Origin of the sequence: Mycetocola zhujimingii (assembly GCF_003065425.1) — a bacterium.
Classification (GTDB): Bacteria; Actinomycetota; Actinomycetes; order Actinomycetales; family Microbacteriaceae; genus Mycetocola_A; species Mycetocola_A zhujimingii.
Window position 1 is genome coordinate 363,022 of the sequence record NZ_CP026949.1, and the last position, 15,025, is coordinate 378,046.

12 protein-coding genes are annotated in these 15,025 nt (G+C 66.3%); 11 read left to right on the forward strand and 1 reads right to left on the reverse strand.

What is annotated here, in order from left to right:
- Positions 1–5: 5 nt before the first annotated feature.
- The 3 genes from C3E77_RS01780 to C3E77_RS01790 all read left to right on the forward strand — a co-directional run bounded on the left by C3E77_RS01780 (position 6) and on the right by C3E77_RS01790 (position 3,295).
- Positions 6–1,376 carry an FAD-dependent oxidoreductase gene (locus C3E77_RS01780; protein WP_108390073.1) on the forward strand — a complete coding sequence of 457 codons (1,371 nt, stop codon included), beginning with the start codon at positions 6–8 and terminating at the stop codon, positions 1,374–1,376.
- 66 nt (positions 1,377–1,442) lie between these two features.
- Complete coding sequence (locus tag C3E77_RS15510; protein ID WP_198412178.1) at positions 1,443–2,264, forward strand: hypothetical protein; 822 nt, start codon at positions 1,443–1,445, stop codon at positions 2,262–2,264.
- Positions 2,265–2,269: 5 nt separating this feature from the next.
- Entirely contained in the window at positions 2,270–3,295 is a 1,026-nt protein-coding gene (locus C3E77_RS01790) for an alpha/beta hydrolase (RefSeq protein WP_234031258.1), read from the forward strand.
- A 52-nt stretch (positions 3,296–3,347) separates the two neighbouring features.
- On the opposite strand, the gene C3E77_RS01795 is transcribed toward C3E77_RS01790, so the two are convergent.
- Positions 3,348–4,865 (reverse strand): PucR family transcriptional regulator, encoded by a 1,518-nt coding sequence (locus C3E77_RS01795; protein WP_108390074.1) that lies wholly within the window; start codon positions 4,863–4,865, stop codon positions 3,348–3,350.
- A 114-nt stretch (positions 4,866–4,979) separates the two neighbouring features.
- On the opposite strand from C3E77_RS01795, the gene gabT reads away from it, so the two are divergent.
- From gabT to C3E77_RS01835, 8 genes are all read left to right on the forward strand, one after another.
- Positions 4,980–6,326, forward strand: a complete 1,347-nt coding sequence (gene gabT / locus C3E77_RS01800) for a 4-aminobutyrate--2-oxoglutarate transaminase (protein WP_108390075.1) — start codon at positions 4,980–4,982, stop codon at positions 6,324–6,326.
- A complete protein-coding gene (locus tag C3E77_RS01805; RefSeq protein ID WP_108390076.1) occupies positions 6,323–7,777 on the forward strand; it encodes an NAD-dependent succinate-semialdehyde dehydrogenase in 1,455 nt (484 codons plus the stop codon). The genes gabT and C3E77_RS01805 overlap by 4 nt, the downstream gene beginning before the upstream one ends.
- A gap of 28 nt (positions 7,778–7,805) precedes the next feature.
- Positions 7,806–9,233: a gamma-aminobutyraldehyde dehydrogenase gene (locus C3E77_RS01810; protein ID WP_108390077.1), complete on the forward strand. Its 1,428-nt coding sequence runs from the start codon at positions 7,806–7,808 to the stop codon at positions 9,231–9,233.
- Between the two features lie 32 nt (positions 9,234–9,265).
- Complete coding sequence (locus tag C3E77_RS01815; RefSeq protein ID WP_108392928.1) at positions 9,266–10,621, forward strand: flavin monoamine oxidase family protein; 1,356 nt, start codon at positions 9,266–9,268, stop codon at positions 10,619–10,621.
- A 57-nt stretch (positions 10,622–10,678) separates the two neighbouring features.
- Positions 10,679–11,557: a universal stress protein gene (locus C3E77_RS01820; protein ID WP_108390078.1), complete on the forward strand. Its 879-nt coding sequence runs from the start codon at positions 10,679–10,681 to the stop codon at positions 11,555–11,557.
- A gap of 4 nt (positions 11,558–11,561) precedes the next feature.
- A complete protein-coding gene (locus C3E77_RS01825) occupies positions 11,562–13,103 on the forward strand; it encodes an APC family permease (protein ID WP_108390079.1) in 1,542 nt (513 codons plus the stop codon).
- Between the two features lie 36 nt (positions 13,104–13,139).
- Positions 13,140–13,637 (forward strand): hypothetical protein, encoded by a 498-nt coding sequence (locus tag C3E77_RS01830; protein WP_108390080.1) that lies wholly within the window; start codon positions 13,140–13,142, stop codon positions 13,635–13,637.
- Between the two features lie 65 nt (positions 13,638–13,702).
- On the forward strand, positions 13,703–14,914 hold the full coding sequence (locus C3E77_RS01835; RefSeq protein WP_418288068.1) for an APC family permease: 1,212 nt from the start codon (positions 13,703–13,705) through the stop codon (positions 14,912–14,914).
- Positions 14,915–15,025 lie beyond the last annotated feature (111 nt).

The window sequence follows — 15,025 nt, forward strand, 5'->3', positions numbered from 1 at the left end:
CCCGAATGACCAAGTTGAGACTCGCCATCGTCGGTGCCGGCCCCGCAGGGATCTACGCAGCAGACATCCTGCTCAAGACAGAACGCAACTTTGATGTATCGATCGACCTGTTTGACCGGCTTCCGGCACCATACGGTCTGGTCCGATACGGTGTCGCGCCGGATCACCCCCGGATCAAGGGAATCATCACGGCGCTCCGCGAGGTGCTCGACCGCGGCGACATTCGCGTCTTCGGCAACGTCAACTTCGGCACAGACATCACGCTTGACGACCTCAAGAAGCATTACCACGCCGTGATCTTCGCCACGGGCGCCACCCAGGACGCCGACCTCGACATTCCGGGCATCCGGCTCGAGGGGTCCTACGGGGCGGCCGAGTTCGTCAGCTGGTTCGACGGTCACCCTGACGTTCCGAGGACCTGGCCGCTCGAGGCGCAGTCCGTCGCCGTCATCGGCAACGGAAACGTCGCACTCGACGTATCCCGGATTCTCGCCAAGCACCCCGAAGACCTGCTGTCGACGGAGATCCCGGACAACGTGTACGAGGGTCTCAAAGCATCCCCGGTCACCGATGTGCACGTCTTCGGTCGCCGCGGCCCCGCACAGGTCAAGTTCACGCCGCTTGAGCTGCGGGAACTCGGCGAGCTCCGTGACGTCGACATGATTCTCTACGACGAAGACTTCGACTACGACGAGGCTTCCAAGGCGGCCATCGCGACCAACAAGCAGGTCATGGTCATCGACAAGGTGCTGCAGAAATGGCGCCAGCGTGAGGTCGGTTCTGCGTCACGGCGACTCCACCTGCACTTCTACGCCAAGCCGATCGAGATCGTCTCCGACGGTTCAGGTCACGTAGCTGCGTTCAGGTACGAGCGCACGACACCGGATGCCGAAGGCGGCGTCGTCGGGACCGGCGAGATCCGTGAGGTGCCGGTCCAGGCCGTCTACCGGGCCGTCGGATACTTCGGCTCGCCGCTCGATGGCATCCCGTTCGACAAGCGCCACGGCGTGATCCCGAACCGCGAGGGCATGGTGCTCCAAAAGGGCAGCAACGACGTGGTGCCTGGGGTCTACGCCACCGGCTGGATCAAGCGCGGACCGGTCGGCCTCATCGGCCACACCAAGTCCGACGCCATGGAGACGATCAAGCACGTCATCAACGGCGAGAGCAACTGGTGGACGCCCGCAGATCCCACCGAGCAGGGTGTGATCGACATGCTCAACGAGCGTGGCATCAAGTACACGGATCTCGAGGGGTGGCACAACCTCGACCAGTACGAGATGAAGCTCGGTGAGCCCCGGGGGCGCGCGCGCATCAAGGTCGTGCCCCGCGAGGACATGGTCGCTATTTCGCGCGGCGAAGCGGTCGACGAGTAGTAAGCGGAGCGGCACCGGGGACTTCTGTCCATTCGCGGGCGGTGGCTCGGCCGATAGGGTGGGTGCATGTCGATCGAGCAGCCTCCCCAGAACCCGAACTCTCAGCCCGTCCCGCCGGTAAGCGCGCGACCTCAGCAGGGCACAGCGCCGCAGGGCGGTTACGCGCCTCAGGGCGGGTACGCACCACAGGCAGGCTATGCACCGCAGGCCCCCCAGAAGCAGGCGCGGCCGGTTGACAAGAGCATCCTGCGCCAGCTGATCTTCGGTGGAGCCGTCGTCGTCGGGCTCGAGGCAGTCACCGGCCTTCTCGGCTTGATCGGGAGCGCCGTCTATGGCATCGGCAACGGGTTCGTGTACTTCGTTATCTCTGTCGTCGCTGCCGCCGTCTTCGCCGGACTGGTCGCGGTCAGCGCGCTCTACATCGTGCCCATCGAGAAGGCTCGCACCACTGTCGAACTGCTCAAGAAGATCGCGATCGGCGGCGCGGTCGGCCTCGCCGGGCTCGTCATCATCAACCTCATCTGGGCTGTCATCACCGGCGGTTCGTACCTCGGTGAGGCCATCTTCAGCTCCGCGATCGTCGGATCGCTGTCCACCGCCCTCATCTACACGGCCCTCTTCGCCCTCGGAGTTCTCATCGCGCGGGCTGTTCCCGCTCGTCAGCAGGGCCCCGCAGGACAGTTTGGTGCTCCTCAGGGCCAGGCGCCTCAGGGATACGCTCCCCAGCAGGGTCAGGCGCCTCAGGGATACGCTCCCCAGCAGGGTCGCGCTCCTCAGGGGTACGCCCCCCAGCAGGGCCAGGCCCCCCAGGGTTACGCGCAGCAGCAGGCGCCGCAGTACCCCGCCGCTCCTCAGGGCCAGCAGCCGCCGCTCCCGCCCAGGCCGTAATTTCGGTGGTTTCGAGCGCGCACACCGAGAGCGTCGGGCACAGCTGGAAGCCCGACATTCTCGGTGAGCCGTTCGAGCAACTGACGCTCGACCTGGACTCCGATTTCGAGGGGCCCATGGTCGCGACGCTGGTACGGCGTCGCGAGGTCCCGTTGCGCCGTCTTGCGTCGATGTTCAATGACGAAGCCGCGGCTCGCGGCTGGGATGTGCTGTACGTGCACGGCTGGTCCGACTACTTCTTCCAGTCCGAACTCGCCGAGTTTTGGAGTGCACAGGGTGCGAGATTCTTCGCCATCGACCTGCGCAAGTACGGCAGGTCGTTGCGTGAGTACCAAACGCCCGGTTACATCACCAACCTCGCCGACTACGACGAGGACATCGAGGCGGCACTGACCGTCATGGGCCACGGGATCGGTGAGCAGCCGACCCGCCGCCTGCTTCTGATGGGTCACTCCACGGGTGGCCTGACGGTGTCGTTGTGGGCTGACCGGCATCCGCAACGGGCGCAGGCGCTCGTGCTCAACAGCCCCTGGCTCGAGTTTCAGGCGGGCGCTGTCGGGCGACGAGCACTCGCGCCGCTCGCAACGATCGGTGCCAGGCTCGACCCGCGCGCACCCCTGCCCAACGTGGACCTCGGGTTCTATACCCGCGCCGTGTCCAGCGCGATGGATGGCGAGTGGGACTACAACACCGATTGGCGGCCGGCGCGGGGCTTTCCCACGCACCCCGCGTGGCTGGCAGCCATCTTCGCTGGGCATCAGAGAGTGGCAGCGGGCCTGTCGATCAGTGCCCCGGTGCTCAGCATGATGTCGTCCAGGTCGACCCTGTCTGTGACCTGGTCGGATCGGATGCTCGAGAGCGACAGTGTGCTCGTCGTCGATGAGATCGCCGAGCACTCGCTCAGGCTCGCACCGACGGTGACCGTGGCGAAAATCGATCGCGCCATCCACGACGTGTTGCTTTCGGCTGGGCCGGTGCGTGCTGTCGCGTATGGGCAGCTGGGGCAGTGGGCGCGCGCATACCTGCGCTGACGGCATCCGTCTCGATCATCACTGACGGGTTCTGCCTCGCCGGTGTTCTGCGCTACTCGAGTTGCAGTGCCAGCCACAGGTTGGTGCGGGCCTCGAAGCTCTGAAGCTCCCGCCCGGTGAGCTTCTCCACGAGGCCGACCCTGCTCTTCAGCGTGTGCCTGTGGATCCCGAGCTGTTTGGCCGCCGGGTCCCACGACCCGTTGTGCTCAAGCCACACGCGTGCGCTCTCGACGAGAGTCATGCCGGTGGCCGCATCGTGTTCCCTGACCGGTCGAAGCAGCGCCCTGGCGAGCTCGGTCGCCGACGTGTCGCGAAGCAGCCCGGCGAGGCTCCCTGAAACGAGGGCACCGAACTCCAGAACGGATGCCACGCCCGCTTTGTCGAGGGCGCGCACGGCCTGCTCCACCCCTGTCGCGGTCGCCGCCAACGGGAGCGGGTCGGAAATCCCCACCGCGAGGGAGTGCGCGAGGCTCAGCTCGTCCGCGAGCGTGACGGCATCCTCCGCGGCCACGCACACGTACACTCGGCCGTCTTCCGCCGCGAGGAACGGCTCGCCACCCGGGCGGACGTCGAGCTCGGACACGAGCACATCGCGGGAGTCCTGCGGTACCTCCACCGCGACCACGCGCACGGGTTCGGCCGGGAGCATGCCGCCCAGCTGCGAAACGATCCGCTGAACGAAGGCCACATTGCCCTCGAGCAAGGCCTGAAAAAGCCCGCCGCGCAACCGGCCGTGCGTGCGGCCGAGCTCCCGAGCTTGCTCGATGGCCAGCCCGACCAGGGCAACGACGCTCGTCACAACACTCTGATCTGCCGCGTCAAGCGGCTCGACACCCGCGATGACGAGCACACCGCGAAGCTCCCCGCGGCGGCCGAGGGTCTGCAGCGATACCTGGCCCGTGGTGTCGCTGATCGTCGAACTGGACCGTTGCCCGCGTGCAATCAGCCGTCCGGCTTCCGCGTCCACGCGCGTCATCAGCTCTGGAACATCGAGGTGCACCAGAACGGATGCCTCGTCGACCGTCACGGTTTTCTGCCCGCGGTAGTCATAGAGAGCCACCCATCGACCCAGCTGGCGGGAGAGTTCGGCGAGAACCGAGGCAACGGCATCCGGTTTCAATGCTGCAAAGGAAATAGCACGCTGTGCATTGAGCGCCCAGGTGTCGCGCGCATGCGCGGCCTCGGCGATGAGGTCGGCAACCGACCTGACCACCGCGATGAACGGCACCCGGTACGGCACCTCGAACAGGGGCATGCCGGCTCCGTCACACGCCGCGATGAGGCCGTCGGGCGTCTCGGCGCGAACAACCTCGCTTCCGAACCCGATGCCGAGGATGCCGTGGTCGGCAAGCCGTTCGACATAGCCGGAGAAGGTGGCCGCTGTCGCCGCCTCGAACTGTGTGCCCGTCGTGAGCACCAGGTGCCCGGCGTCGAGGAATGGCGTCGGGTCGGCGAGGTCGGAGCTGTGGATCCAGGAGACGGGTTCCGAGAGCTTCGACGAGTTGTCCCCTGCGAGGAGCCGGAGCCCGAGGCCCGCATTGTTGAGCAGGCCGTGCACGGTGGGTTGCATGGCCTCAGCGTACGCGGGATTGCCAGAGTGGCAACAGGTCTAGGAGCCGTAGCCACTTTGTCAGTTCCGGGGAGGCTCGCTCGCTCGTACGCTTGCTACACCGACAGGAGCCCCATGACACTCACCACACACGTCACCGGAGGGCCGTCACTCGCGCAGGAGCGACGGATCGTCACAAAGATCCCTGGCCCGCGCTCGCGGGAACTCATGGCCCGCAAACAGAGCGCCGTCGCCGGAGCGGTCGGAACCACCATGCCGGTCTTCGCCGCGGCCGCGGGAGGCGGGGTTGTTGTCGACGTCGACGGCAACTCGTTCATCGACCTCGGCTCGGGCATCGCGGTCACCGGAGTCGGCAACAGCGCACCGCGCGTGGTCGAGGCCGTGCAGGCGCAGGTGGCGCAGTTCACCCACACCTGCTTCATGATCACGCCGTATGACTCCTACGTCGAGGTCGCCGAGAAACTCAACGAGCTCACCCCCGGCGACCACGAGAAGCGCAGTGCACTGTTCAACTCCGGCGCCGAAGCCGTCGAGAACGCCATCAAGGTCGCCCGCAGCTACACCGGCAAGCAGGCGGTCGTCGCGTTCGACCACGCCTATCACGGCCGCACCAACCTCACCATGGCGCTTACCGCCAAGTCGATGCCATACAAGAGCGGTTTCGGCCCGTTCGCCTCCGAGATTTACCGCGCCCCCATGTCGTACCCGTTCCGTGACGGGCTGACCGGCTCCGACGCCGCGAAGCAAGCCATCTCGATGATCGAGAAGCAGGTCGGCGCGCAGCACCTCGCGGCGATCATCATCGAGCCGATCCAGGGCGAGGGCGGGTTCATCGTGCCTGCCCCCGGATTCCTCCCCGCCCTTGCCGAGTGGGCCCGCGCCAACGGCGTAGTATTCATCGCCGACGAGGTGCAGACCGGTTTCTGCCGCACCGGCGACCTCTTCGCCTCAGAACACGAGGGCCTTGTTCCCGACGTCGTCGTCACAGCGAAAGGGATCGCCGGTGGCCTGCCCCTCTCCGCCATCACCGGGCGTGCCGAAATTATGGACGCCACCCACACCGGCGGCCTCGGCGGCAGCTACGGCGGCAACCCGATCGCGTGCGTCGCCGCCCTCGCGACGATCGAAACCTACCTCGCCGACGATCTCGCCTCGGTGGCCCGCTCCATCGGCGAGACGGTCACCTCGCGTTTCGCCGCAGTGCAGAAGACCGATCCGCGCATCGGCGACGTCCGTGGTCGCGGTGCCATGATCGCCGTGGAGTTTGTTGACCCCGAGACGCATGAACCGGATGCCGCGTTGACGAGCACAATCGCCAAGGCAGCAGCGGCGAACGGCGTTATTGTCCTCACCTGCGGAACGTACGGTAACGTCATCCGTTTCCTGCCCCCGCTGTCCATCACCGACGCGCTGCTCTCCGAGGGCATCGACGTCGTTCTGTCCGCATTGGAGAACGCATGATTTCCGAATCCGCCCTGCTCGCCAAGGTCCCGACCGGGCTGTTCATCGGCGGTGAGTGGCGATCGACCCAGAAGACGATCGACGTGATGGACCCATCGACCGGTGCCGTCCTCGCGTCGATCGCCGACGCATCCGCCGAGGACGCAACCGCAGCGCTCGACGCCGCTGTCGCCGTGCAGGACGAGTGGGCGGCAACGGCTCCACGCACCCGGTCGAACATTCTTCGGAAGGCATTCGACCTCATGCAGGAACGCAGGGACGAATTTGCCCTGTTGATGACGCTAGAGATGGGCAAGCCGCTCGCTGAAGCGCGGGGCGAGGTGACATACGGTGGCGAGTTCCTCCGCTGGTTCAGCGAGGAGGCCGTGCGCATCACCGGCCGCTACGGCATCAACCCCGAGGGCACCGGCCGCACCATCGTTTCGCAGCACCCGGTCGGTCCCTGCTACCTCATCACACCGTGGAACTTCCCGCTCGCCATGGCGACCCGCAAGATCGCACCGGCGCTCGCCGCCGGCTGCACGGTCGTGATCAAGCCCGCGTCGCTCACACCGCTCACCACGCTCTATTTCGCGAAGCTGCTCGAGGACGCCGGGCTTCCCGCCGGCGTTGTCAACGTTCTCACCACGAGCTCGTCGAGCGCCGTCACCGAGCCGCTGCTGAACGACTCCCGCCTGCGTAAGCTCAGCTTCACCGGATCGACACCTGTCGGACAGAAACTGATCGAGCAGTCGGCGAAGAACGTGCTCCGCACCTCGATGGAACTCGGCGGCAACGCCCCGTTCATTGTCTTCGATGACGCCGACCTCGACGCTGCGGTCGACGGCGCCATCGCCGCGAAGTTCCGCAACGTCGGCCAGGCCTGCACCGCGGCCAACCGGTTCATCGTGCACGAGTCGGTCGCCGAGGAATTCGCGCGCCGCGTCACCGAGCGGGTCACGGGCTTCGGCATCGGCCGCGGCACCGAGGAGGGCGTCACCATCGGTCCACTCATCGACGACCGCGCCGTGACCAAGGCCAGCGAACTCGTGGATGACGCCGTCGCGAAGGGTGCGACGCTCCTCACCGGTGGTTCCGCTCTCGACGGGCAGGGCACCTTCTTCGAGCCGACGGTTCTCACCGACGTGCAGGCGGGCTCGAACATCCTGCGCGAGGAAATCTTCGGCCCTGTGCTCGCCATCGTTCCCTTCAGCGACGAAACGGATGCCATCCGGCTGGCCAACGACACCGAGTACGGACTCGTCAGCTACGTCTTTACGACAGACCTCGCTCGCGGGCAGCGGATGATCGACAAGCTCCAGACCGGCATGATGGGGCTCAACGTCGGCGTGATCTCCAACGCATCTGCCCCGTTCGGCGGAGTCAAGCAGTCGGGCATCGGCCGTGAGGGCGGGTTCGAGGGAATCCACGAATACCTCTCGACCAAATACACAATGACACCGATGTCCTAAGACGCCGGGCCACGAGAGAGGAAGAACAGTGACGTTGCTCCAGAACTACATTCACGGAACCTTTGTCGACGCTCAGGGAACGGAGACTCTCGAGGTGGTAAACCCGGCAACGGGTGAGGTCGTCGCGGTGTCGCCCATCTCCAACGTCGCCGACATCGACACCGCGTTCGCCGAGGCGAAGGCGGCATTCTCGACCTGGAAGCGCACAACGCCGAGCCAGCGGCAGGCCATGCTTCTTCGAATTGCGGATGCCATGGAAGCGAACGCAGACGAGCTCGTCGAGGCCCAGCATCGGAACACCGGCCAGCCCAGGGAGACGATCCGGGTTGAAGAGGTGCTCACGGGCGCCGACCATCTGCGGTTCTTCGCCGGTGCCGCGCGCGTGCTCGAGGGCAAGAGCGCGGGGGAGTACCTCGAAGGTCACACCTCGTTCGTGCGGCGCGAGCCGATCGGTGTCGTCGCCCAGGTGACCCCGTGGAACTACCCGATCATGATGGCCATCTGGAAGATCGCGCCTGCGCTCGCTGCGGGCAACACGGTCGTCCTCAAGCCGAGCGACACCACGCCCGAGTCCACCCTGGTTCTCGCCCGGCTGACGCAGGGCATCCTCCCCGACGGGGTGCTCAACGTCGTGCTCGGAAACGGGAGCACAGGACAACTGATGACCGAGCACCCCGTGCCGGGGCTCGTGTCGATCACCGGGTCGGTGCGCGCCGGAATGGCGGTCGCGGCATCCGCTGCCAAGAGCCTGCACCGCGCGCATCTGGAACTCGGTGGAAAGGCACCAGCCGTGGTGTTCGCCGATGCGGACATCGCGGGTGCCGCCGAGGGGATCGCCGGCGCAGGGTACTTCAATGCCGGGCAGGACTGCACAGCGGTCACGCGCGTGCTCGTGCACGAGTCGGTCGCCGACGAATTCACCGCGGAACTCGTGAAAGCGGCGGAAGCCACGACAACGGGCGACGCCGAAGACCCCGATGCGTATTACGGCCCACTCAACAACGCCTCGCACTTCGAGAAGGTCTCTGCGGTGATCGACGACCTGCCCTCGCACGCGAAGGTCCTCACCGGCGGGCACCAGGTCGGTGACAAGGGCTTCTACTACGCGCCGACCGTCATCACGGGGGTTTCGCAGATCGACGCCTGCGTGCAGGAGGAGACCTTCGGCCCCGTGCTCACCGTGCAGACCTTCGCCACCGAAGAGCAGGCCGTCGAGATGGCCAACGACGTGGACTTCGGGCTCGCGTCGAGCGTCTGGACGACAGACCACGGCACCGCAATGCGGATGGCGCGCGACCTCGACTTCGGCGCTGTGTGGATCAACACCCACATCCTGCTCGCTGCCGAGATGCCGCACGGCGGGTTCAAGATGTCGGGCTACGGCAAGGATCTCTCGTCGTACGGACTCGAGGACTACACGCGGATCAAGCACGTCATGAGCGCGATCGGCGAATGACGGATGACGATGCCGGACACAGGGAGAACCGCATGACCGAACTGCAGCGAGACGTCGTTATCATCGGCGCAGGAGCGTCCGGATTGACGGCTGCTCACAAGCTGCGCGAGGCGGGACTCAGCGTCGCCGTGCTCGAGGCACGCGACCGGGTCGGTGGTCGGCTCTGGACGAACGACATCGAGGGGGCGACCCTTGAGATCGGCGGCCAGTGGGTTTCTCCCGACCAGGATGCGCTCATCGAGACGCTCGCCGAGCTCGGGCTCGAGACCTACTCGCGGTATCGCGAGGGCGACAGCGTCTACATCAACGCCGAAGGAACGCTCACGCGGTTCACCGGGGAGATCTTTCCGGTCGAGGCATCGACCCAGCGCGAGATGGAGCGGCTCATCGGTGTGCTCGACGAACTCGTCGCCGAGATCGGGCCGCGCGAACCGTGGGCGCACCCCCGCGCCGAAGAACTCGATTCGGTGACCTGGATCGAGTGGCTCGAGGGCCAGACCGATGACATCGAGGCCCGAGACAACATTGCGCTCTTCATCGCAGACGCGATGCTCACCAAACCGGCCCACAGCTTCAGCGCGTTGCAGGCGATCCTGATGGCGGCATCCGCCGGGAGTTTTTCGAACCTCGTCGACGCCGATTTCATCCTCGACAAGCGGGTGGTAGGTGGACTGCAGCAGGTGCCGCTGCTTCTCGCTGAGAAGCTCGGCGACGACGTGTTCCTGTCGCAGCCGGTTCGTCGGCTGGAGTACGGAACTGAGGGTGTGCGCGCCGTCGCCGATGGGATGACCGTGTCCGCCCGCCACGCCATCGTCGCTGTGCCGCCGAACCTCTACACGCGGATCGACTTCCAGCCGCCGCTGCCACGGCGCCAGCAGCAGATGCACCAGCACCTGTCGCTCGGGCTCGTGATCAAGGTTCACGCAGTCTACGAGTCGCCGTTCTGGCGGGATGCCGGGTTGTCTGGAACCTCGTTCAGCCCGTACGAGATCGTGCACGAGGCCTACGACAACACCAACCACGATGACCCGCGCGGCACACTGGTCGGTTTCGTCTCCGATGAAAAGGCCGACCGGTTGCTTGCCCTGCCGGCCGAGGAGCGCAAGCGGATCATCCTCACGTCGCTGTCGCACTACTTCGGTGCAGAGGCGCTGTCGCCGGTTGTGTACTACGAGAGCGACTGGGGCAGCGAGGAATGGACCCGCGGCGCCTACGCCGCGAGCTTCGACATGGGCGGCCTGCACCGGTACGGCGCCGACCTGCGCTCGCCGGTCGGACCGATCCACTGGTCGTGCAGCGACATCGCGGCCGAGGGCTACCAGCACGTCGACGGTGCCATTCGGCGCGGGTGGGAAACCGCCCAGGAGATACTCGACGACCGACAGTAATCACACCGCAGTACCCCGCACCTCCCGCAGGACCCGACCGCAAAGGAGCGACTCGACATGCGATACATCGTGGGCTACACCGATACACCCTCCGGTGAGGATGCACTCAACCTCGCCGTGAGGCTCGCGCGTTCCATGGACCGCGGCCTCGACATCGTCATCGTGCTGCGAAGCGCGGCGCGGGCGGCGCTCGTGCCCGTCGATGTCGGCTACGAGAAATTCCTGCACCGGGCCGCCGAGGACTGGTTGCACCACGCGCTCGCCTTCGTGCCGAGGGACATGGATGTGCGGGGTCACATCGTGTACGCGGACTCGTTCGCGCAGGGACTGCTCGACGCCAGCCGTGACCTCGAGGCTCGGATGATCGTCGTCGGTGCCGCACGCGGCGGACTGCTCGGCCGGTTCACCGTCGGCAGCGTCGCCAATGCGCTCCTGCACTCGGCTGTCGTGCCGGTCGCGCTGGCACCGGAGGGATCCGTCTCCGAGATTGGACTCGATGGGATCACCCGGGTCACCTGCGCGGTCGGCACACGCACCGGCGCGAAGGAACTGCTCGATGCCGGGATTCTCGCGGCGAGGGCCGCGAAGGTGCCGCTTCGCCTGGTGTCACTGGTTGCCCTCGATTCCGACGGAGTGGACACGCCCCCTGACGTTCGGGCCCGGGCCGAAGAACACGCCGCGGAGACCGTGGCATACGCCGCCGAGCACCTGCCCGACGACGTCGACGTGACCGTTCTTACGGCATCCGGAAACCGGATCGAGGATGCGGTGGCAACGCTCGACTGGGATCCGGGTGAGGTCGTTTTCGTCGGATCGAGCCGGCTTGGACGGCCGAAGCAACTGTTCCTCGGAACGACCGCGGCGAAGATGCTCCGCGAGTTGCCGGTTCCGATGATTGTGGTCCCGCGCGACAGCGTTCTGACGGTTGAGGACTAAGGCCATGACGAGCCAGAAGACCGAACAGGGTCTCTCGAAGAAGGGCCTCAGCGCCGGTTCCGTCGGCCTGATCGGGGCTGTCGTCATCGGGATCTCCTGCATCGCCCCTGCGTACACGATGACGGCCGCGCTCGGGCCGACGGTGTCCGAGGTCGGCCTGCAGGTGCCTGCCATCATCCTCGTCGGCTTCATCCCGATGCTGCTGGTCGCCTTCGGCTACCGCGAGCTCAACCGGGCGATGCCAGACAGCGGAACCTCGTTCACCTGGGCTACCCGGGCGTTCGGGCCGTGGATCGGCTGGATGACGGGATGGGGCCTCATCGCGGCTACCATTCTCGTTCTGTCGAACCTCGCCGGCATTGCCGTCGACTTCTTCTACCTCATGCTCGCGCAGATTTTCGGCAATCCCGACCTGGCTGACCTCGCGCTCAATCCGGTGATCAACGTCGTTACCTGCCTCACCTTCATGCTCGTGGCCACGGCGATCTCCTACCGCGACATGCAGACGACCCAGAAGGTGCAGTACGTTCTCGTCGGCTTCCAGCTGATCGTGCTCGTGATCTTCGGTATCGCCGCGTTCATCCACGTCGCCAACGGTTCGGCCTTCGATGCGGTGCCGGTGAGCCTCGAGTGGTTCAACCCGTTTGCCGTCGAGTCGTTCAGCGCGTTCGCGGCGGGACTCTCGCTGTCGATCTTCATCTTCTGGGGGTGGGATGTCACTCTGACGATGAACGAGGAAACCCGCGGCTCGAGGTCAACACCCGGGCGGGCGGCGACTCTCACCGTGTTCATCATCGTGGTGCTGTACCTGCTCATCGCGACGGCGTCGATCAGCTTCGCCGGCATCGGAACGGGAGAGTTCGGACTCGGCAACGAGGAGATTCAGGGCAACGTGTTCTTCGCGCTCGCTGGACCTGTGCTCGGGCCACTCGCCATTCTCGTGTCGATCGCGGTGCTCTCCAGCTCGGCGGCATCCCTGCAGTCGACGTTCGTGTCGCCGGCCCGGACCCTCCTCGCGATGGGCCACTACGGGGCTCTGCCCGAGCGATTCTCCCGGGTCAGCCCGCGGTTTCTCACGCCGGGCTTCGCGACGATCGTGTCGAGCATCGTGGCGAGCGCGTTCTACGCGATCATGCGATTCGTCTCGGAGGATGTGCTGTGGGACACGATCACCGCTCTCGGCATGATGATCTGCTTCTACTACGGGCTCACGGCGTTCGCGGCGGTCTGGTATTTCCGGAAGCAGGTCTTCGCGTCGACGCGCAACTTCTTCTTCCAGTTGCTTTTTCCGCTCGTCGGCGGGGTCATCCTCGCGGCGCTGTTCTTCACGACAATCATCGAGAGCATGGACCCGGAGTACGGTTCGGGGTCGAACATCGGCGGGGTGGGCCTCGTGTTCATCCTCGGGATGGCCGTCATCGTCTCAGGCATCGTGATCATGATCATCCAGGCGATCAGACGGCCGGCGTTCTTCCGGGGCGAGACGCTCGGCAGGGGAGTGTCTGACGGGAAGGAGGACGAGGAGCTGGACGAGCTGCCGGTGTAGCGCCATGGCGAACCGACGCGGCGATAGGCTTCAGCCATGTTTCGCCGCTATCGCCGCATCGCGTGGCAGTCGCCGCTCGTCGGGTTCGTGGTCAGCGCCGGGTTGTTCCTGCTCATTGTTCTCCCCAGCGCGATCGGCCAGCCGTGGAGATTTTCTCTCGGCGAAACGGTGCGCTCGATCCTTACCTGGGGACTGATTGGTGTCGCCGTCGCGCTCACCGCCCTGCTCGGTGGCATGGGTGCGATCGCGATCCTTGATCGTGGCCTCACGCACACGTCATTGTTCCGGGTGTCATGGGCGGGGATCGGTGCCGGTCTGGCTGTCTGTGCCGGGTGGCTCATCGTTGGCCTGATCGAGAGTGCGCCGGGTTGGCTGGGTGGTTATCTCATGCTCGGTGCCGTCGCGGGAATCATCGCGGCGATCGCGGCCGCCGCTCTGGTGAACCGGGCCGAACGGCGGGCTGCTGACGCACCAGTTGCTCACCCGCTCGACGCCGATCGGCCGGATCTGCCCGTCGGCGAGCAGTCCGCGTGAGTTCGAACTCCCCGCTCGCCCGACGCCTCGGGCTCGGCGACGCCGTCTTCCTTGGCCTCGGCTCGATGATCGGTGCCGGCGTCTTCGCCGTTTTCGCGCCAGCCGCTGCGGTCGCGGGGTGGGGGCTGCTCGCCGGCCTCGCCATCGCGGCGGTCATCGCGTACTGCAACGCCACGGCATCCGCTCAGCTCGCTGCCCGGTATCCGGCATCCGGAGGCACCTACGTCTACGGGAGAGAACGACTCGGCGACACCTGGGGGTTCGCCGCCGGCTGGAGTTTCGTGATCGGCAAGACGGCCAGTTGCGCGGCGATGGCGCTCACTTTCGCGGCCTACGCCGCCCCGGCCGGCTGGGACAAGCCGGTCGCGGCGCTCGCGGTTGCCTGCCTCGTTGCCGTCAACTACTTCGGCGTGACACGGACCGCATTTTTGACCCGGATACTCGTGGTCGCCGCGCTGATCGCCCTCGCGATCGTCGTGGCAGCGGGCCTGTCGGCCCCGGCCGCGTCGGGCGAGGTCGTCTCCGCAGGCGCAATGCCGGGCGGATGGCTGCCGGGCGCCCCTGATCTCGGACTGTACGGCGTCCTCCAATCTGCGGGACTGATCTTTTTTGCGTTCGCCGGGTACGCCAGGATCGCGACGATGGGGGAGGAAGTGACGGACCCGGCGCGCACGATACCGAGGGCGATTCTCCTCGCGCTCGCCGTCACCGTCCTCGTCTACGCCACCGTCGCCGTGGTCGCGTTGCGCACCCTCGGTCCCGGCGTGCTCGGGACGTCGGCGGCGCCGCTCGTCAATGTGGCGGCAGCCGGCGGGTGGGACTGGACCGCGCCCGTCGTCCGCGTCGGTGCTGCGCTCGCGTCACTGGGCGCACTGCTCGCCCTCATCGCTGGCATCGGCCGCACGAGTCTCGCGATGGCGCGTGAAGGTGACCTTCCGCGGTTTCTTGCGGCGGTGCATCCGCGTTACCGGGTTCCACACCGGGCTGAACTCACCCTCGGGCTGATCGTCGTCGCGCTCGTGCTTCTCGTCGATGTGCGTGGGGCGATCGCATTCTCGTCGTTTGGCGTGCTGCTCTACTATTTCGTGGCCAACCTCGCCGCGTTCACGCAGGAGCGCGCTGATCGGCGGTTTCCCCGCTGGCTTCAGGTCGTGGGAATGTGCGGATGCCTCGTGCTCGTTGCCACGCTGCCGCCGGTCGGCATCCTGATCGGGGTCGCCGTGCTTGCGGTTGGCATCGGCGGGCGGTTCCTTGCACACCGGTCTCGTGGGGTTTGACTCTTCGCGAGTTGAGCCCGCCCGCAGCACCGAGCGCTACACATCCATCGTTCCGCTGCAGATGCTTCTGCAGCGGAACGATGGAACTGCAGCGCTCGCGTTGGAGCGCCC